Annotated in this window: 17 protein-coding genes; 12 read left to right on the top strand and 5 right to left on the bottom strand. The window is 70.3% G+C overall.

Going from position 1 to position 19,222, the window contains the following annotated elements:
• Position 1: 1 nt before the first annotated feature.
• Positions 2-1,639 (bottom strand): acyl-CoA synthetase, encoded by a 1,638-nt coding sequence (locus J1M64_RS07890; RefSeq protein WP_159148372.1) that lies wholly within the window; start codon positions 1,637-1,639, stop codon positions 2-4.
• Between the two features lie 82 nt (positions 1,640-1,721).
• Between J1M64_RS07890 and J1M64_RS07885 the strand changes: the two genes are divergently transcribed.
• The 5 genes from J1M64_RS07885 to J1M64_RS07865 all read left to right on the top strand — a co-directional run bounded on the left by J1M64_RS07885 (position 1,722) and on the right by J1M64_RS07865 (position 7,287).
• A complete protein-coding gene (locus tag J1M64_RS07885) occupies positions 1,722-2,528 on the top strand; it encodes a crotonase/enoyl-CoA hydratase family protein (protein ID WP_067711883.1) in 807 nt (268 codons plus the stop codon).
• A 92-nt stretch (positions 2,529-2,620) separates the two neighbouring features.
• Positions 2,621-2,974 (top strand): response regulator transcription factor, encoded by a 354-nt coding sequence (locus tag J1M64_RS07880; RefSeq protein WP_200841557.1) that lies wholly within the window; start codon positions 2,621-2,623, stop codon positions 2,972-2,974.
• Between the two features lie 16 nt (positions 2,975-2,990).
• On the top strand, positions 2,991-4,247 hold the full coding sequence (locus J1M64_RS07875) for a HEAT repeat domain-containing protein (protein WP_206473828.1): 1,257 nt from the start codon (positions 2,991-2,993) through the stop codon (positions 4,245-4,247).
• Positions 4,244-5,686, top strand: a complete 1,443-nt coding sequence (locus J1M64_RS07870) for a glycosyltransferase family 2 protein (protein ID WP_206473827.1) — start codon at positions 4,244-4,246, stop codon at positions 5,684-5,686. Before J1M64_RS07875 ends, J1M64_RS07870 begins: the two co-directional genes overlap by 4 nt.
• Positions 5,683-7,287, top strand: coding sequence for a cell wall metabolism sensor histidine kinase WalK (locus J1M64_RS07865; RefSeq protein WP_159148064.1), 1,605 nt, complete (start codon positions 5,683-5,685; stop codon positions 7,285-7,287). The genes J1M64_RS07870 and J1M64_RS07865 overlap by 4 nt, the downstream gene beginning before the upstream one ends.
• On the opposite strand, the gene J1M64_RS07860 is transcribed toward J1M64_RS07865, so the two are convergent.
• Both J1M64_RS07860 and J1M64_RS07855 read right to left on the bottom strand, forming a co-directional pair.
• Entirely contained in the window at positions 7,277-8,737 is a 1,461-nt protein-coding gene (locus tag J1M64_RS07860; RefSeq protein WP_096906023.1) for an aldehyde dehydrogenase family protein, read from the bottom strand. The genes J1M64_RS07865 and J1M64_RS07860 overlap by 11 nt on opposite strands.
• Positions 8,738-8,810: 73 nt before the next feature.
• Entirely contained in the window at positions 8,811-10,415 is a 1,605-nt protein-coding gene (locus tag J1M64_RS07855) for an acyl-CoA synthetase (protein ID WP_172812079.1), read from the bottom strand.
• Between the two features lie 94 nt (positions 10,416-10,509).
• Here J1M64_RS07855 and J1M64_RS07850 point away from each other — a divergent pair, with 94 nt between their 5' ends.
• Together J1M64_RS07850 and J1M64_RS07845 are read left to right on the top strand one after the other, a co-directional pair.
• The gene (locus tag J1M64_RS07850; RefSeq protein WP_159148066.1) at positions 10,510-11,313 is read left to right on the top strand and encodes a DUF1707 domain-containing protein; all 804 of its coding nucleotides are present in this window, start codon (positions 10,510-10,512) and stop codon (positions 11,311-11,313) included.
• Positions 11,310-12,242, top strand: coding sequence for a DUF1707 domain-containing protein (locus J1M64_RS07845; protein ID WP_206473826.1), 933 nt, complete (start codon positions 11,310-11,312; stop codon positions 12,240-12,242). Before J1M64_RS07850 ends, J1M64_RS07845 begins: the two co-directional genes overlap by 4 nt.
• A gap of 19 nt (positions 12,243-12,261) precedes the next feature.
• On the opposite strand, the gene J1M64_RS07840 is transcribed toward J1M64_RS07845, so the two are convergent.
• On the bottom strand, positions 12,262-13,296 hold the full coding sequence (locus J1M64_RS07840; RefSeq protein ID WP_206473825.1) for an LLM class F420-dependent oxidoreductase: 1,035 nt from the start codon (positions 13,294-13,296) through the stop codon (positions 12,262-12,264).
• Between the two features lie 104 nt (positions 13,297-13,400).
• On the opposite strand from J1M64_RS07840, the gene J1M64_RS07835 reads away from it, so the two are divergent.
• The 5 genes from J1M64_RS07835 to J1M64_RS07815 are packed head-to-tail and all read left to right on the top strand — an operon-like array spanning position 13,401 to position 18,122.
• On the top strand, positions 13,401-14,420 hold the full coding sequence (locus tag J1M64_RS07835; protein WP_307872394.1) for an OB-fold domain-containing protein: 1,020 nt from the start codon (positions 13,401-13,403) through the stop codon (positions 14,418-14,420).
• Positions 14,421-14,432: 12 nt separating this feature from the next.
• Positions 14,433-15,494, top strand: coding sequence for a thiolase domain-containing protein (locus tag J1M64_RS07830; RefSeq protein ID WP_206473824.1), 1,062 nt, complete (start codon positions 14,433-14,435; stop codon positions 15,492-15,494).
• Positions 15,491-16,699 (top strand): thiolase domain-containing protein, encoded by a 1,209-nt coding sequence (locus J1M64_RS07825; protein ID WP_206473823.1) that lies wholly within the window; start codon positions 15,491-15,493, stop codon positions 16,697-16,699. The genes J1M64_RS07830 and J1M64_RS07825 overlap by 4 nt, the downstream gene beginning before the upstream one ends.
• Entirely contained in the window at positions 16,696-17,214 is a 519-nt protein-coding gene (locus tag J1M64_RS07820; RefSeq protein ID WP_206473822.1) for a nuclear transport factor 2 family protein, read from the top strand. Before J1M64_RS07825 ends, J1M64_RS07820 begins: the two co-directional genes overlap by 4 nt.
• A gap of 2 nt (positions 17,215-17,216) precedes the next feature.
• Positions 17,217-18,122 carry a TIGR03619 family F420-dependent LLM class oxidoreductase gene (locus J1M64_RS07815; RefSeq protein ID WP_206473856.1) on the top strand — a complete coding sequence of 302 codons (906 nt, stop codon included), beginning with the start codon at positions 17,217-17,219 and terminating at the stop codon, positions 18,120-18,122.
• 31 nt (positions 18,123-18,153) lie between these two features.
• Here J1M64_RS07815 and J1M64_RS07810 read toward each other — a convergent pair whose 3' ends face one another.
• Positions 18,154-19,170, bottom strand: coding sequence for an alpha/beta hydrolase (locus tag J1M64_RS07810; RefSeq protein ID WP_206473821.1), 1,017 nt, complete (start codon positions 19,168-19,170; stop codon positions 18,154-18,156).
• Positions 19,171-19,222: the final 52 nt, after the last annotated feature.

Here is a 19,222-nt window from a genome sequence, read left to right as displayed (position 1 = left end):
CTCACTTGCTGATCTCCTGGCTGTCGTCTGCGGGGCGGGACGCGGCGATGTCCGCGGCCCACCGGTAGTCGGGCTTGCCCGCGGGATTGCGCTTGACCGAGGTCTCGACCCAGACCGCGCGCGGGCACTTGTAGCGGGCGATCTCCGTGCGCGCGTGCTCGTTGATCTCCTCGATGGGCGGGCACTTGCCGTCCCGGGTGTGCAGCACGGCGGCGACCTTCTGCCCCATCCGATCGTCGGGGACCCCGATCACCAGCGCGTCGAACACGTCGGGGTGCGTCTTGAGGGCCGCCTCGACCTCCTCCGGGTGCACCTTCTCGCCGCCGGTGTTGATGGACACCGAGCCGCGGCCGAGCATCGTGACGGTGCCGTCGGACTCGACCCGGGCGTCGTCGCCGGGGATGGAGTAGCGCTTACCGTTGTACGTCTTGAACGTCGCCGCGGTCTTGGCCTCGTCCTTGTAGTACCCCAGCGGGATGTGACCGGTCCGGGCCACCTTGCCGATGACATCCGATCCGGGTCGGATCTCGTTGCCGTCGTCGTCGAGGACCGTGGTCTCGCCGTCGATCTTCACGCGCGGACCGCCGGTGTGGGTCTTCCCCTTCTCCGCCAGTGCGATGCCCGAGAAACCCGTCTCCGACGAACCGATGGAGTCCGAGATCATCGCGTTGGGGAAGGCCTCGATGAACTGGTCCTTGACCGAGGGCGAGAAGAGGGCAGCCGAGGACCCGATGTAGAAGAGCGACGAAGGGTCGTACTTCTCCGCGTCCCAGGCCTCGATCATTGGCCGCGCCATCGCGTCACCGGTGATGAACATCAGGTTGATCTTGCGGTCGGTGACCGTCTGCCAGACCGTCTCCGCGTCGAATTCCGGGATGAGCACACTCGTGTGACCGGCGAACAGGGCCATGAGGATCGCCCACTGGGCTCCGCCGTGGATGAGCGGCGGTAGCGCGGCCCGGACCAGCACCCCGCCGTCGACGGCCTTGTTCGCCAACTCCCACTCGTCGGCGACCCGCTCCCCCGTGAGGAAGTCGATGCCACCGCCCAGGACCATGAACACGTCCTCTTGGCGCCACATGACGCCCTTGGGCGAGCCCGTGGTGCCACCCGTGTACAGCATGTAGATGTCGTCGTTCGAGCGCTCGCCGAAGTCCCGCTCCGGGGACTGCGCCGCCAGGGCGTCCTCGTAGTGCGCCACGGAGACGCTCTCGGGGACCACCGGGTCCGGTCCGTCGGTCCCGTCCTCGAACACCAGGCAGTGCCGGACCCCCGGGGTCCTGGGCAGGGCCTCGGCCAGGGTCTGCGAGTACCGCCGCTCGTGGATCACCGCGACGGCATCGGAGTTGTCCAGCAGGTACTCGAGCTCGGCCGGGACGTAGCGGAAATTCACGTTGACCATGACCGCGCGGATCTTGAAGATCGCCACCATGGCCTCGACGGCCTCGATGGTGTTGCGGCTGTACACCGCGACCTTGTCATCGGGCCCCACCCCCACCGACTGCAGGTGGTGGGCGAGTCGGTTTGCACGGTCCTCGAACTCCCGGAAGCTGAGCTCACGATCACCCTGGACGAGCACGAGCCGGTCGGGGACACGGTCCACGCTGTGTTCTACGAGATCTCCGATGGAGTACGCCATGCCCCCAAACTAGAACGTGTTACCTTCCCGTGGTGTGGGTTACATCGAACCCGGCATAAAGAAATCCTCCAGGAGGCCGAAGATGACCAGCGCCGCAACCCCCGAGGACCAGCACCTGCTCACCGAGCGGCGGGGGCACGTCCTGATCGTCACCATGAACCGCCCCGAAGCCCGGAACGCCCTGTCCGGGCCGATGATGCGGGGCATGGAGGCCGCCTGGGACCTGGTGGACTCCGACCCCGACATCCGGGCGTGCATCCTCACGGGCGCGGGCGGGTTCTTCTGCGCGGGCGCCGACCTCAAGGCCATGAACTCCGACGCCCCGGGGGACAAGTTCGCCGGCGGCGGCTGGGATCTCACGACGCTCCCGGCCCTGCTCAAGGGCCGTCGACTGAGCAAGCCGCTCATCGCCGCGGTCGAGGGGCCGGCCATCGCGGGCGGGACCGAGATCCTGCAGGGCACCGACATCCGCGTCGCCGGACGGTCCGCGAAGTTCGGTGTCTCCGAGGCGCGGTGGGGCCTGTACCCGCTCGGCGGTTCGGCGGTCCGGCTCGTGCGCCAGATCCCGTACACCGTCGCGATGGAGGTCCTCATGACGGGCCGCCACCTCACCGCCGAGGAGGCCGAGCGGTTCGGGCTCATCGGCCACGTCGTCGACGACGGATCGGCCCTCGACAAGGCCCTGGAGATCGCCGACCTCATCTCCGCGAACGGTCCGCTGGCGGTCCGGGGGATGATCGAGACCATCCGTCGCACCGAGGGCATGCACGAGGAGGAGGCCTTCCGCGTCGACGCCGAGGTGGGCGGGCGGGTCTTCGCCTCCGCCGATGCGAAGGAGGGCCCGCGGGCCTTCGCCGAGAAGCGCACGCCCGAGTTCCGGGGGGAATGACCTCGCCCCGTCGGGTCTGTCGATAAAGTCGGCACGACAACCAGAGAACAGAGGGGCGGGGCGAACCAGTGACAGGACCAGGGCCGCGGGTCGTGATCGCCGACGACGACGACGACATCCGTGAGCTCGTCGCCTTCAAGCTCGACAACGCGGGATACGAGATCCGCACCGCCCGCGACGGGGTGGAGGCCCTCGAGGCGATCACGAGCTTCGCCCCGTCACTGGCCATCCTCGACATCATGATGCCCGGCCTGTCCGGGCTCGACGTCCTCCGTCGCCTGCGGGACGGTGAGGGCCCGGAGGACTGCCGCGTCCTGCTGCTCACCGCCCGAGCCCGGGATGCCGAGGTCGACGCGGGGTTCGCGGCGGGCGCCGACGACTACGTCATCAAACCCTTCAGCCCCCGGGAGCTCCTCCGCCGGGTCGACGCGCTGCTCGGCCGGTAGAACCGCGGACCGCCCGGTGCTCCCCTCGTACGACGACCCCTCCCCCTCCCTGCTCGACGACGTCGCGCCCGAGGTCACGTCCAGCGTGCTCACCACATCGCTGTGGATCCTGGTCGCCTCCATCGCCGTGCTGATCATCGTCATGCTGTGGGCCCACGCGGCGCGGCTCAGCCGTGGTCGTCGTGTCGAGCGCATCCTGCGGCCGATCCGGCCCCGGCTGCTCGCGCTCGCCGCGGACGAGGAGCCGACCGACGAGCCCCCCGGCAGGCTGGGCGGGTACCGGGCGCGGGTCGTCGACCGGGCCGTTCTCGACCTGCTCGGCAAGGTCCGCGGTGGAGCCGTCACCGCGCTGGTCGACATCCTCGATCGTCACGGCACCGTCGACGGCGCGGTCCGAGGCACCCGCTCGTGGTCGTCCACCACCCGGGCCCGGTCAGCCCAGGTACTCGGGGCGACACGGCGTCGTGAGCACGCGTCGACCCTGGCGGGCCTGCTCTCCGACCGGGACCGCGCGGTCCGCGCGACCGCCGTGCGCGCCCTGGGGGTCATCGGCGACGCCACGTTCTCCGACTCGGTGCTGCGCGCTGTCCGCCAGGTCGACGGCATCTCCGGGGTGCCCGCCTACGTCGCCGCGGACGCCCTGTTGGCCATGGGCGACGACGTCCGCGAGGCGGTGCGACGGGGCCTCGACGACCCGGATCCCGGCGTACGGTACGTCGCCGCCACGGTCGCGGCGCGCGGTGGCATGGCCTCCCTGCTGCCCCGGCTCCTGCAACTCTTCCGCACCGACCGCGACGAGCGGGTCCGCGCGGCCGCCGCGCGCACGCTCGGGATGATCGGCGACGGTCGGGTCATCGACGACCTCGGGCGGGCCCTCGGGGCCCACGAACCGGCGAACGTACGGCTGGCCGCCGCCACCGCCCTCGGGGAACTGGGCGCCTCGGCCGCGCTCGCGCCCCTGCGCTCGGTCCTGGCCGACGCCGACCGGCGACTGGCCGAGGTGGCCGCCGCTGCGCTCGCCTCCCTCGGCCGGAGCGGTGAGGCCGTCCTCGTCGACGCCCTGGAACGCGGCACCATCCCGCCGGAGATCTCCGTCCGGGACACCTCGACCGTCTCGGACGACGACCTGGCGGCCCTCGCCTCGCTGGGCGCCGTGACGGCCATCGGCATCCGCGAACGCAAGCCCGACCTGTACGATCTCGCCACGAGCGCCCGGCGGGCCGGCGAGCCCACCCATCAGGATGCCCACCGGGACGAGGAGCCGGCCCCGTGATCGAGACACTCCGCGTGGTGATCGCGACGCTGCTGGACCTGATCGCCTGGCCCATCCTGCTCTACTTCGTGCTCATCAACTCCTCGTACCTGGTGCTCGTGATCGCCGCGGCCGTGGACTTCCGGAGCACGCGTCGTCGTCGTCGTCATTCCGGTCGCGTCGAACGTCTCGGCAGCCACACGGCGCCGGGGGTCTCGGTGGTCGTCCCCGCCTACAACGAGGCAGCCGGCGTCGTCGAGGCCGCCCGGTCACTCCTCGGACTGCGCTACCACCGCCACGAGGTGATCGTCGTCAACGACGGGTCCTCCGACGAGACCCTCCGCGTCCTCGTCGAGGCGTTCGACCTGGTCCGGGCAGACCGCGAGGTGCCCCACGACATCCCGACCCGGCAGGTGCCCCGCGGTCTCTACGTCCCGCGCGACGGATACACCCGGCTCACCGTCATCGACAAAGCCAACTCGGGGCGCTCGGACTCCGTCAACGTCGGCATCAACACCGCGGTGGAGGACCTCATCATCTGCGTCGACGGCGATTCACTGTTGGACCCCGACGCGCTGCTCATCGTCACCGAGCCGTTCGCGGACGACCCGCTTCGCACCGCTGCCACCGGCGGTGTCGTGCGGGTCGCCAACGGGTGCACCATCCGGTCCGGGCAGATCGTCGACGTCCGGATGCCACGCAACCTCCTCGCCCAGATCCAGGCGCTCGAATATCTACGGTCGTTCTTCCTGGGCCGCTCCGGGTGGTCCAAGCTGCGGGCGCTGATCCTCATCTCCGGCGCCTTCGGCTGCTTCCGACGCGACCTGCTCGTGGAGGTCGGTGGACTCGACCCTGATTCCATCGGCGAGGACTTCGAACTCGTCATGCGCCTCCACCGTCTACTCCGCGAGCGCGACGAGGACTACCAGGTGACGTTTGTCCCCGAGCCTGTGTGCTGGACAGAGGTGCCGGAGACCCTGAAGGTTCTCGGCAAGCAACGCGCGCGATGGCACCGCGGGCTCTGGGAGACGTTGGTCAAACACCGCGTGATGTTCGGCAATCCGCGATACGGACGGGCCGGCACGCTCGCCGTCCCCTACTACTGGGCTTTCGAACTGTTCGCGCCCCTCATCGAGGCGGTCGGCCTGGTGCTCATGGTCCTGGGGTTCGTCCTGGGCCTGGTCAATCCCACCACCTTCTGGTTGTTCCTCGCCGTGGCCTACGGGTATGCGATCGTCGTCGCACTCACCGCAGCCGCCGTAGACGAGGTGTACTTCTCTCGTTACCACCGGTTCGGGAGCATGCTCTCCCTCATCGCCTCGTCGGTCCTCGAGAACATCGGCTACCGCCAGCTCCACGTCATCTGGCGCCTCCGGGGCTGGTGGCAGGCGCTGCGCGGGAGCGAGCAGCAGTGGGGCGTCATGACGCGCCGCGGCTTCTCCACGGAGGGGGCGTCGTGACGGAAGCAGCGACGACCCCGGATTCCGGACGACCCGCCGAGAAGGTCTCCGAGGTCCTGCGCCGCAAGAGCCGCAGCATGCTCGTCCTCGTGGTGGTGATCGCGCTGCTGGGGCCCACCCTCCTGCTGGTCCAGTTCTACTTCTCCCAGCGCACCAGCTCCATCTATACCCCCGTCGTCGACACCACCAGCCGGTTGGTGATCGCGATGCGCTGGGCCCAGTCGGATCTGCGGATGGATCGCGCGTACGGCCTTCCCGGCGCGGAGGACAGGTTGCGGGTACTCGAGACGGACTCGCGGGAGGCACTGACCGAGCTGCAGCGTCTGGTCGGCGACGACGACGTCTTCTCCCCCGCCCTCGGTAAGCTCACTTCCGCTTCCGAGTCGTGGTGGCGCTACGCCGAGGCGGTCGTCGGGACGACACCCGACCTGCCACCCGGGTCGACCCCGATCAGCCAACAGGAGACCATCGACGCGGTCATGGACTTCACGGCGATGGTCACCGCCGCCGACACGCTGCTCTCCGCGGCCATGGACAAGCGGGCGGAGATGCGCACCTGGCGGACGGTCACGCTGTGGAGCGAGTCCGCGCTGACCTTCGTGATCATCTTCCTGGCCTCCACCGCGATCATCCGTGACACCCGCCGGACCGCCCGGACGATCGTCGACCCCATCGAGAAACTCGCCGACGTGGCCCGGAACGACACCGAGGGCGGACGAGGGGCCCGCGCCCGCACCGACGAGGGCCCGACGGAGGTCCGCGCGCTCGCCGCGGCGTTCAACGTGCTGTTGGACGCCAGAGATGACTACGAGGCGGGCCGGGAGGAGCACGTCCGCAGGCTCGAGGAACTGGACCGGCAGAAGGACGACTTCGTCTCGACGGTGAGCCATGAACTCCGGACGCCGTTGGCCTCGATCATCGGCTACACCGAGATGCTCTGCGACGGCGACGGCGGCGACCTCACTCCCGCCCAGCACCGCCTGGTCTCGGTGGTCCAGCGCAACGCGGACCGGCTCAAGGGACTGATCGAGGACCTGCTCACGCTCAGCCGGATCGAGGCCAGGGGTCTCGACATCGACCACGACCGGCTCCGCCTCGACGCCGTGGTGGGCCACGTCCTCGAGTCGCTCGGACCCGTGGCCGCCCGCGCCGGGCTCACTCTCGCGGAGCGGGTCGAGCAGGCCGAGGTCACGGGCGACTCGCTGCAGCTCGAGCGGGCGGTGACCAACCTGGTGAGCAACGCCATCAAGTTCACCCCGGAGGGCGGATCGGTCACCGTGACCCTCACCGCGGAGGACGACGTGGCGACCGTCTCCGTTGCCGACACCGGCATCGGCATCCCCGAGGCCGAGCACGAGCACCTGGGGACACGGTTCTTCCGGTCGAGCACCGCCCAGCGTGGGTCGATCCCCGGGACCGGGCTGGGATTGAGCATCGTCCAGGCGATCGCCGAGGGGCACGACGGCGGCCTGGATTTCGACTCGGCTGAGGGCGAGGGCACCACCTTCCGGCTGACCGTGCCGCTGCACCACGTCAGCGCCCCCGGGGACCGCGGCCTGGGACGCAGCGGCCTCGGGGGCGGGCCCCCCGCTACAGCTTGAGCCGTGTCCGTACCTGCATCGCCCTCAGGTATCCCGAGGCCATCCGCTGCTTGTCCTTGGTGAACGGCGGCACCATCATCTCCGAGACGTTGTAGGCGAACGAGTGGTGCGCCACCGCCCGCTCGTGGGTGAACGTCCGGAAGCCGTAGTGGCCGTGGTACCCGCCCATCCCCGAGTTGCCGACGCCGCCGAACGGGATGGTGGACGAGGCCATGCCGATCCCGAAGTCGTTGCCGTAGATGTTGCCGGAGCGGGTGCGGTCGGCGACGGTCTCGAAGCGGTCGTTTCGGTCCCCGTACCAGTACAGGACGAGCGGGCTGGGCCGGTCGTTGACGTAGCGGATCGCCTCGTCGAGGCCCCTGTAGCCGAATACCGTGAGGACGGGGCCGAACACCTCCTCGGAGTCGATCTCCATGTCCGGGGTCACGCCGGTGAGCAGGGTGGGCGCGATCTTGCGGCCGACCGGGTCGGGCAGCCGTTCGCCGGCCGGCGCGGCGTCGCGTTTGTCGGCGCCCTTCCCCACGGCGTCGTCGATCAGGCCGACGATCCGCTCGTAGTTCGAGGTGTTGACGGTCGCCGTGTACTCGGGGTTGCCGACGATCGCGGGCAGGCTGGTGCGCCACTGGTCGAGCACGGTGTCGCAGAACGCGTCCAGTCGGTCCTCGGGGACGAACACGTAATCCGGGCACATGCACACCTGACCGCCGTTGACGAGGCGGGAGGACGCGATGCTGCGCGCAGCCCGATCGATGTCGGCGCTGGTGTCGACTAGGACCGGGTTCTTGCCGCCCAGTTCGAGGGTGACGGGGGTGAGGTTCTCCGCGGCGTCCTTGGCGACGGACTTGCCGACCCCGGGCGAGCCGGTGAAGAACAGGTGGTCGAAGGGCAGGACCGAGAAGTCCGAACCACGGCCGTGTTCGGGTCCGGCGATCGCGAGTTCGTCGACGGCGAAATACTCCGGTGCCAGCCGGCACAGGGCCTCGGTGGTGTGCGCGGTGACCGAGGACGGCCGGATCATCACCCGGTTGCCGGCGCCGAGGGCGGAACCGGCGGGCACGATCGTGAGGTACAGCGGGAAGTTCCACGGTCCGATGATGCCGACGACCCCCTTGGGGTCGTGTCGGACCTGTTGGGTGAAGCCCACCGCCTCCAGGGCTCGGGACACGCGCGTGGGGCGCATCCACTTCTTGATGTTGCCGCGCTGGTGGTCCAGGTCGGGGATGGAGGAGGCGATGTCGGTGAGGGTGGAGAAGGTCTCTGGCCGGGAGCCGTAGTCCTCGCGCATCGCCTCGGTGAGGTCGGCGGCGTTGTCCAGGACGAGGCGTTTGAGGCGCAGGATCCGGTCCCGGCGGATCTTCACGCCCGGCTGGGGATCGGCGAGGAACGCCTGTTGTTGCCGCTCGAGGATCTGCGCGAGCGTGAGATCGCGCGCGGTGGGGGTTCTGGTCATGCGTCCAGGGTAGAACGCGTTCTCGCCCCGCGTCGGGGATCCGACGACGACGAGGGCCCGCCCCTGCCCAGACCTACTTCGCGTCCGCCCAGTACGGATCCTTCAGCGTGCGCTTCATCAGTTTCCCGTTGGCCTGGCGGGGCAGCTCGTCCACCACATCGATCGACCGCGGCATCTTGAACTTCGCCAGCCGACCGGACAGGTCCTCGAGGATGTGTGCCTTGAGCTCGTCGGACTCGGGGTAGCCCTCGGCCAGTTCGATGACGGCCTTGACCTCCTCACCCCAGCCCTTGTGCGGGATCCCAAAGACCGCCGCGTCGCGGACCGCCTCGTGGCGGGTCATCTCCGACTCGATCTCTGCCGGGTAGATGTTCACGCCGCCGGAGATGATCATGTCGTTCTTGCGGTCGCACAGGAACAGGTAGCCGTCTTCGTCCACGTAGCCGATGTCGCCCATGGTGAAGAGCTCGCCGACGTAGGTCTTCGCGGTCTTCTCCTTGTCCTGGTGGTACTCGAACTTCGACCCGTGCATCTGCAGGTACACATTGCCGATCTCGCCGGTGGGCAGCTCGTTGCCGTCGTCGTCGAGGATCTTCAGGGTGGTGGTCTTCCACGGCCGCCCCACGCTGCCGGGCTTGCGCAGCCATTCCTCGCCGGTGATGGTGCACCCACCGCCCTCGGTCCCGGCGTAGTACTCGGTCAGGACCGGGCCCCACCAGTCGAGCATGGCCTGCTTGACGTGCTTGGGGCACGGCGCGGCGCCGTGGACGATCGTGCGCAGGCTGGACACGTCGTACTTCGCGCGCACATCCTCCGGCAGCTCCAGCAGCCGCGAGAACTGCGTCGGCACCATGTGCGACTGGGTGACGCCGTGGGCGTCGATGAGTCGCAGCATCTCCTCGGGCGTCCACTTGTCCATGAGCACCACGGCCTGGCCCAGATTGAGCGAGATGGTGACGAAGTTGAGCACGGCCGTGTGGTAGAGCGGCGAGCCACAGATGTGGACGTTGTCCGGCGCCTGGATGTCGAAGCCGGCGAAGAAGTAGTAGTTGGGGACCGTCACTTGATCCGGCGAGGCGCCGGTGAGGGGGCGCCGCACGCCCTTGGGGCGGCCGGTGGTGCCGGAGGTGTACAGCATGGGGCCGCCGAGGGTCCGCGACGACGGCAAGGGGTCCTCCCCCGCGGCTGGGACCGTGAGCTCGGGCAGCGGACGGAATCCGGGAACCTCACCGATGGCGTAGCAGCGGGCGGGGTCGAGCCCGGCCTCCCCGGCGGCTGCGGTCGCGACGTCGGCGAACCGGGTGTCCGCGATGAACACCGTCGATCCCGAATTCTCGAGGATGTACGCCACCTCGGGGCCGGTCAGGTGCCAGTTCGCCGGGGCCACGTAGAGCCCGATCTCCATGGCCGCGTAGTAGACCTCGAGGAATTCAATGCTGTTCGGCGCCAGCAGGACGATGCAGTCACCGGTCTCCAGTCCGAGCTCGCGCAGACCCCGGGCGTAGCCGTGGGCGGCGTCGGCGAGCTGGCCGAAGGTGACCTGCCGACCGCCCGCCTCGATTACGGCGATGCGGTCCGGATCCGCCTCGGCGATCCGGTAGACGCTGGTCACGTGCTCGCCGGTCCGCGGATCCAGGATTCCGGCGTCGGCGGGGACGGAAGGCGTGGGTGCACTCATGACCCCATAGTAGAACGTGTTCTATCGCGATGGCGGGCTTTCCCGGCGACCGTGACCAGACCACGGCGAGCCGCCGGTGGTTACCCTCCTGCCCATGGCGCAGCATCGGATCCGCGCGAGCGACCCCCAGCGCGTCGCGGCGTGGGAGCAGCTCGACGCCGCCGCTGCAGATGGGCGCCTCGACCCCCTGGATCACCTTCACCTCGGGTGGCAGGTGCGGTCGAGCGGATACGTCGATGAACTCCGGGCGATCCTCGCGGACCTGCCGGCCCCGGCCCGGTCGCCTTCCGAGGTGGCGGGCACCCGCTCCACTCCGGTCGCCCGGTCCCGCCGCGCGCCACGCGACCCGCTCGACACCGCCAAGTTGGTCGGCGCCTCGACCGTGGCGGGGCTCGCCCTTGTCGCCGGCGGGGCCCTCGCGCTGCGAGACGGTGCGTTCACCGGCCTCGTCGGCGGCACCGAGGACACGATCACCTCGAGCAGCGTCGATGAGGTCATCTCGTCTGCGCGTGCGAGGTTCGGCGACGCTCGTGTGGCCTCGCTCGACATCAGGGGCGACTACGCCCTCCTCCTCATCGAGGATCCGACAGACCCCGGGGCGGTCGACTCGTGGCGACGCGACGACCTGGGCGAGTGGGCCGCCGACGGGGAGGCTTTCCGCCCCGTTGACGATCTCTCCGTTGCAATGGAGTCCATCGATGTACCGGCCGCCCTGGAGGCGGCTCGGGCCTCCGCGGCGGAGAACGGGCTCTCGGACGCAGATCTCGTGGGGATCGACGTGGGCCCGGACGCGCTCGCCCAGCCCACATACGAGATCACCGTGAGTCGTGAGGGTGACCGCGGGCACATAGTGGTGGGGCACGACAGGATCGTGAGAGAAGTCGGCGTCCCCCGATGAGCGCACCGCCCCCCCCCGGTGGGCCCGCCCCGGAGCCGGCCACCGAGGACCGCAGGCGAGCCGTGTGGCAGATCCTGGACAACGCCTACACGGACGGCCGGATCGGCCCCCTCGAACATGGCGAGCGCAGCCGCGACGCCGCCCTGTCGACCACCCGCGACGACCTCGACTCACTGGTGGCCGACCTCAACAGGCGCTTGTTCGAACTGGAGGTACGCAGCCGGGGCCTGTCAGCCGACACCCCGCTCTCGGTACGGCGGACCAACGCGCGCGAGCGGATCGTCGCGAAGCGACCGCCCGGGCCTTCGACGCGGGGGCCGGCGGGGCGCAGGCGCCTGGCGAGCGGGCTGCTGCGCGCGGTCCTGGCCAGCGCATTGACCGTCGGCCTCATCGCCGGTCTGGACCACCTCGCCGGGAACGCACCCTCCCCGACCGGCGGCACGGTGGACCGCCCGGCCTCCGTCGAGGTGATCCGCACGGCACCGGGACCATTGCTCACCGCCGAAGGGGTGACCCGCGTCATCGATGCCGCACGCGACCAGCTCGACGACCCCACCGCGGAGCGGCTCGTTATCGAAGGCGAGACCGCGCACCTGAGCCGCGCCGATCCTGACGGCGCGGAGACGACGCTGCGACACACCTTCCACGGTCGATGGCGGGACGGGATCACCAGTCGGCTGCCCGCGTCGACCGGTTTTCCTGTGGCCGCGGTGGACGCGGAGACCGTGATGTTCGCGATCGAGGCGACGCCCGCCCTGTTGGGAGCGCCCGGGGCCGTTCCGGACAGGGTGGTGATCTCTCCGGGTTCACCCCCCTCCGGCTCCGGGCCCCCGCCCGTCTACGCGGTCAGGGTCTCGCTCACGGACCGACCCGGCTGGGTCACGGTCGGCCCCGGTCGCGAGATCCTGGAGGTCGGCGACGGCGGTTGACCCCCGGGCCCGGCCCACGTCAGTCGATGAACTGCGCGAGCGTCTCGATCTCCTCGACCGACCGGGCGGTCACCACGAGCATGGTGATGCCCGCGGCCTCCCACTCGGCGATCTGCGACCGCACCGAGTCGGCATCCCCGATGATCGCGGTGGCCTCGACCATCTCGTCCGGCACCGCGGCGGCGGCCTCGTCCTTGCGGCCGGAGCGGAACAGTTCGGTGATGCGGTCCACGTCGTCGCCGAAGCCCATGCGACGGAACGCCTCGGCGTGGAAGTTCTTCTCCTCGGCGCCCATGCCGCCCGCGTACAGGGCGGTGAACGGCTTGTACGCGTCGAGGACGCCGCGGCGGTCGTCCGTCACGTGGAGCTGGCACAGGAAGGCCACCTCGAAGTCCTCGCGGGTGCGGCGCGCCCCGGGTCGGGCGAACCCCTCGTCGAGCCACCCGTTGAACTCGTGGGCGGTGCGCGGCGAGGCCAGGAAGCCCAGCCAGCCGTCGGCGATCTCTGCGGCCAGGGCCACGTTCTTGGGCCCCTCCGCGCCCAGCCAGATCGGCACGTCCTCGCGCAGTGGATGCAGGATCGGCTTGAGCGGCTTGCCGAATCCGGAGGCGTCGTCGCCCTGATAGGGCAGGGCGTACGCGGGGCCGTCTGAGGTGACGGGCGCTTCGCGGCGCAGGACCTGGCGGATGATGTCGATGTACTCGCGGGTCCGCGCCAGCGGCTTGGCGAACGGCTGGCCGTACCACCCCTCCACCACCTGCGGCCCGGACACACCCAGCCCCAGCGCGAAGCGTCCGCCCGACAGGTGATCGAGCGTCATGGTGCTCATGGCGGTGGCCGTGGGCGTACGGGCCGAGAGCTGCACGACGGCCGTCGACAGCCGGATGCGCTCGGTGAGCGAGCCGTACCAGGCCAGCGGCGTGAAGGCGTCCGAACCCCAGGCCTCGGCGGTGAAGACGGTGTCGAAGCCCGCCCTGTCCGCCGCCACCACGAGGTCGGCATGGTTGGTGGGCGGCTGGGCGCCCCAGTATCCGAGCTGCAACGCGAATTTCATGGACACCAGTGTGACCCACACCTCTCCGCGGCGGGGGCGGGGACCCGGATCAGCGTGTCGGGGAAACTCACACAACCGCGGTGGAACGTGTTCTACTCGAGGGCGTGACATCCAGAGAGATCGTTGTCGATATCACCCCACCGGACGAGCCCGTGCTCTCGGCGTCCCTGTCACCGTCGTTCGACTACACACGGTCGACCGGCCCCGTGCTGGGAGCGTTCTTCACCGGCCTACGCGAGCGACGCCTGGTCGGTAACCGCGATTCCCGCGGCACCGTGCACCTGCCGCCGGTCGAGTTCGACCCCCACACACGCCGGGCCCTCACGGAATCCGTGGAAGTGGGATCCGGTTCCGCGATCGAGGGCCTCGTCGTCGCATGGACCTGGGTTCCCGCTCCCACCGAGGTCAACCCGCTCGACACCCCGTTCGCGTGGGCGCTCGTGCGGTTCGACGGCGCGGACACCGCCATGCTCCTGCCGCTGGCCGCCGACGGCCCCGACGCGGTGAGTACCGGGATGCGTGTCCGCCTGCGGTGGGCCGCCGAGCGCACCGGGACCGTCCACGACATCGCGTGCGTGGTCCCCGCCGACGCCCCGGTCGACGCGGGTGTCGACGACGACGAGGCCCCGCGGTCCGAGTCCGAGCCCGTCACCATCGTGGTGACGCCGATCGGACTGTCGGTCACCCACACGGCCGGACCCGCCGAGAGCGAGTACCTGCGCGCGATCGTGCAGGGCAAGGTGCTGGGGCGCCGCCGCTCCAACGGCCCCGAGGTATACGTGCCCCCGCGTGACTACTGCCCGTCCGACGGCGTGGCCATGGGCGAGTACGTGGAGGTCTCCGACATCGGCACGGTGACCACGTTCGGCATCGTCAACGTGCCGTTCGCCGGCCAGGAGATCAAGCCCCCGTACGTCACCGCCTACATCCTGCTCGACGGCTCCGACGTCCCCATCCAGCACCTGGTGCTGGGCTGCGAGGCGTCCGAGGTGCGGATGGGGATGCGCGTGCGCGCCGTGTGGACGCCCGAGTCCGAACGGCCCGCCTCGATGAAGGCCATCGCCCACTTCGAGCCCACCGGCGATCCCGACGCCGATCCCGACACCTATGCCGATCACCTGTAGAGGACACCACCCGTGACCCCCAACGCTCCCCGGGACGTGGCCGTCGTCGGATTCGCCCACGCCCGCCACACCGAGTCCACCTTCGGCACCACCAACGGTGTCGAGATGCTCGCCCCCGTCTTCGCCGAGTGCTACCGGCAGACCGGACTGGACCGCACCGACATCGACTTCTGGTGCTCCGGCTCGTCCGACTACCTGGCCGGCCGCGCCTTCTCGTTCATCTCCGCCGTCGACTCCATCGGCGCGGTCCCCCCGATCTCCGAGTCGCACGTCGAGATGGACGCCGCGTGGGCGTTCTTCGAGGCCTACCTCAAGATCGCCTCCGGCCAGGCCGACACGGCCCTCGTCTACGGGTTCGGCAAGGCCTCGGCCAGCACCGACCTCGACACCGCCCTGGCGCTGCAACTCGACCCCTACACCGTCGCCCCGCTGTGGCCCGGCCGGCACCACGTCGCCGCACTGCAGGCCCGCGCCGGCATCGACGCCGGCCGGTGGTCCGAGGCCGAGATGGCCGCCGTCGCCGCCCGCGCCACCGGCCGCGACGAGACGGACCTTCTCGCCGAGCCGTACGTGGCCGACCCGCTGCGTCAGCACGACTGCCCTCCCGTCACCGATGGCGCCGGCGCCATCATCCTCGCCTCCGCCGACCGGGCCCGTGAGCTGGTCGACACCCCGGCGTACATCACCGGGATGGAACACATCGCCGACTCCGCCGAGTTCGGCGCCCGCGACCTCACCGACTCCCCGTCCGCACGGGCCGCCGCCGTCCGTGCGTCCGGCTCGTCCGGTGACCGCCCCGACCTGGGCGGCGTCTCTGTGGCCGAACTGCACACCCAGTACACCCACCAGGAGCTCCTCCTGCGCGGCGCGCTGGGCATCTCCGACGACGTCGCCGTGACCCCGTCCGGCGGCTCGCTGCTGGCCGACCCGCTGTTCAGCGCGGGCCTCGAGCGCATCGGCTACGCCGCGCACAGCATCTGGGAGGGCCGCTCCGAGCGCGCACTCGCCCACGCCACCAGCGGCCACCTGCTGCAGCAGAACCTCATCTGCCTCCTGGAAGGACGCACCGCATGAGCGCCCCCGCATCCGGAACCCACGGCTCCGGTCTGCCCGCTGCCGTCCTCGGGACCGGCCAGACCCACCACGTCGCCCGCCGCACCGACATCTCCATGGCCGGGCTCTGCCGCGAGGCCATCGATGCCGCCATGATCGACGCCGGGGTCGGCTGGGACGACATCGACGCCGTGATCGTCGGCAAGGCCCCCGACCTGTTCGAGGGCGTCATGATGCCCGAGTTGATGATGGCCGACGCTCTCGGCGCCGTCGGCAAACCGCTGCTGCGCGTCCACACGGCCGGGTCCGTCGGCGGCTCGACCGCTGTCGTCGCCGCGTCCCACGTCCAGTCCGGCCGCTACCGCCGGGTCCTCGCCGTGGCGTGGGAGAAGCAGTCCGAGTCCAACGCCATGTGGGCACTCAGCCTGCCCGTACCGTTCACCGCGCCCGTCGGGGCCGGCGCGGGCGGTTACTTCGCTCCGCACGTGCGCTCCTACATCCGCACCACCGGGGCGCCCGAGCACGTGGGCGCGATGGTCGCGGTCAAGGACCGCCTCAACGGCTCGGTCAACCCGCACGCCCACCTCAAGCAGCCCGACATCACGGTCGACAAGGTGCTACAGGGACAGATGCTGTGGGACCCCATCCGGTTCGACGAGACCTGCCCCTCCTCCGACGGCGCGTGCGCGATCGTCATCGGCGATGCCGAGGCGGCCGAGGCCGTGGAGTCCGCCGGCCGACAGGTCGCGTGGGTCCACGCCACCGCGCTTCGCACCGAGCCCGGGACCTTCGCCTACCGCAACTACCGCAGCCCGCAGGCCGGCCGCGACGCCGCCGCCGCCCTGTGGGCCGAGGCCGGGATCACCAACCCGGCCGAGGAGATCGACGCGGCCGAGATCTACGTGCCGTTCTCCTGGTTCGAGCCCATGTGGCTGGAGAACCTCGGATTCTGCGCGGAGGGCGAGGGGTGGCGCATGACCGAGTCCGGCGCCACCGCGCGCGACGGCTCCCTGCCGGTCAACCCGTCCGGCGGCGTGCTGTGCTCGAACCCCATCGGCGCGTCCGGAATGCTCCGCTTCGCCGAGGCCGCCCGTCAGGTGATGAACCGCGCCGACGACCACCAGATCCCCGGCGCGCGCAAGGCCCTCGGCCACGCCTACGGCGGCGGGTCCCAGTACTTCTCCATGTGGGTCGTGGGGACCGACCGTCCGGAGCGTCACTCATGAGCAACCCCTATCTGGACGCCGGCGGGCAGTACCGCCCGCTCGAGATGAGTAACGCGGCACTGGCCAGTCCCGCCTACGCCGCCGCACGCCGCTCGTGGGCTGCCACCAACGCGGGCGACCGCGACGCCTGGATCGCCGGCTGGAATCCCGAGGGCACCATCGAGGATCCCGTGGGTCCGTCGATGTTCGACGCCGAGGGCATCGGCCACACCGGCACGGAGAGGCTCCTGGAGTTCTGGGAGAAGGCCGTGGCCACCCCGGATCACATCGAGTTCCGCTTCGACCGCGGGATCGCCGTGGGCGACGAGCTGCTCTGCATCGGCACCATGCGCACCCATATGGGCTCCAGCATCATGGAGATCGACATCGCCGTGGACTACCGTGTCGACGCCGACGGTCGTCTGATCAACCTCCGCGCCTTCTGGGAGCAGGACACGGCCATGGCCTCGGGCCTGCGTGCACTCACGGACGACGACCGGGCGGCCATCGCCGGCGCCGCAGGAAAGAGCGAGTGACCATGAACCGCGTAGCGGACGTCGAGTTCTCCGTCCCCGTCTCCTTCTCCCCCGTCGACCAGTACCTCGACATCGCGCGCGGCGCCGAGGCCGCGGGCATCGACCGGATCGTCCTGCCCGACTCCCTGTTCCACCCGCGGCGTCAGGACAAGGACTACCCGTACACGCCGGACGGCTCCCGGATGTGGGACGAGAACACCGAGTGGGTGGAGCCGCTCATCGCCTGCGCCGCCATGGGTGGGGCGACCTCCCGGATCCGCTTCTGCCCGCAGGTGCTCAAGGTGGGCCCCCGCAACCCCCTGCTGCTCACCCGGCAGGTGGGGTCGGTCGCGCTGCTCACCGGCAACCGGCTGGACCTGGGCGTGGGCATCGGCTGGGACCCCAACGAGTTCGAATGGTGCGGCGCGCCGTTCAAGGGGCGCGGAAAACGCACCGACGAGTCGTTGGCGATCATGCGCGAGGGCCTGCGTGGCGAGTGGATGGAGTTCCACGGCGAGCACTTCGACTTCGACGAACTCATCTTCACCCCGGCCCCGTCCGAGCAGGTCCCCTTCTACGTGGGTGGCCACACCGAGATCGCGCTCAAGCGCGCCGCCCGCGTCGGCCAGGGCTGGACCAGCGCGATGATGGGGTTCGACGACATCGGCGCCACCGTGACCCGCCTGGGCGAACTGCTCGAGGAGCAGGGGCGCTCGCTGGCCGACCGCGGCGACGGCAAGCGCTTCGCCATCCAGGTGGTGTGCCTGGACCGCTACGGCTCGAAGGGCTTCGCCGAGCTGGCTGCGGCCGGTGTCACCGACATCATCGTCATGCCGTGGCTGATCGAGGGCCACGGGTACGACTGCACGGCCGAGCAGAAGATCGAGTCGATCGCCCGCTTCGGCGAGAAGTACGGCCTCACCGGCTAGTTGCACGGGGCGCTTCGGCGCGTGATGCCCCTCAGGCGGGCAGGTGCGCAGCGACGTCGTCCAGGCAGGCGAGGATCTCCCGGTGCGTGTCCTGCGTGGCCTCGAGGTGCATGAGGTGTCCCGCCGGCGCCGTGATCGCGCGGACCATCCGCACGTCGTCGTGGTAGCGGTCGAGCTTGGTCAACGGGTCGCGGCCGTGGAAGCCCTCGAGGTCCGGGTCGTGCTCGGAATAGAGGAAATAGAAGGGCACGGGATTGGTCTGCCGCTCGAACTCCTGTCGCGCGTTCCAGCTGACGTCCATCGCCCGGTACCACTGCAGTGGCCCCGCGAACCCGGTGCGCGCGTACTCCTCCTCGTAGGTGTCCATCTCCTCGACCGACAGCCACGGCCACGGCAGCGGTGGCGCCTCGGGCAGCGCGTCGAGATAGGTGGAGCCGGGCGGATGTTGCCACACGTCGAGGTAGTGATAATCCGCCGACAATGCCCAGAAGACGCGGGTGAGGAATTCACGCTCGCGCCCCGCCAGGTCGGCCTCGGCCACACCGGGCTGCGCGAAGTAGTGCAGGTGGAGGAAGTGCTTCTGCGCCATCATCGCGGACGCCTCCAGGGGCGGGACCGACCCGGCGGTGCTCATGAACGGGTTCTCCATCCCGATCACCGCGCGGACCCGCCCGGGTTCGAGGTGGCACGTGTCGTAGGCGACTCCGGCGCCGAAGTCGAAGCCCACCAGTACCACCCGGCCCGCGTCCTCGGCATCGCAGACGGCCACCACGTCGTCGACGACCTCACGCGGGGCGTACGCCGCGACGTCCGTGGGCGCGTCCGACCCGCCCATCCCGCGCAGGTCGGGGGCGATGACCCGCCATCCGGCCGCGGTCAGGTCGGGGATCAGGCGGTGCCACGTGAACCAGAAGTGCGAGAAACCGTGCAGGAGGACCACGGTCCCGGTGCCGTCGCCGGTCGGCGCCGTGGCGGACCGGGGGTCGGGGTCGGCGACCACGTAGTGCAGTCGGACGCCGTCACGGTCGACGGTGCGGTGGTCGATCATGGTGATAACCTTGCCTGTTCGATGGGGCCGACGGGATCGGTTCGGGGTGTGT

The sequence above is a fragment of the Dietzia sp. KRD202 genome, from assembly GCF_017168155.1.
Classification (GTDB): domain Bacteria; phylum Actinomycetota; class Actinomycetes; order Mycobacteriales; family Mycobacteriaceae; genus Dietzia; species Dietzia kunjamensis.
The sequence above is the reverse complement of the archived record's forward strand: the minus strand, read 5'-3'. Positions and strand labels throughout refer to the sequence as shown.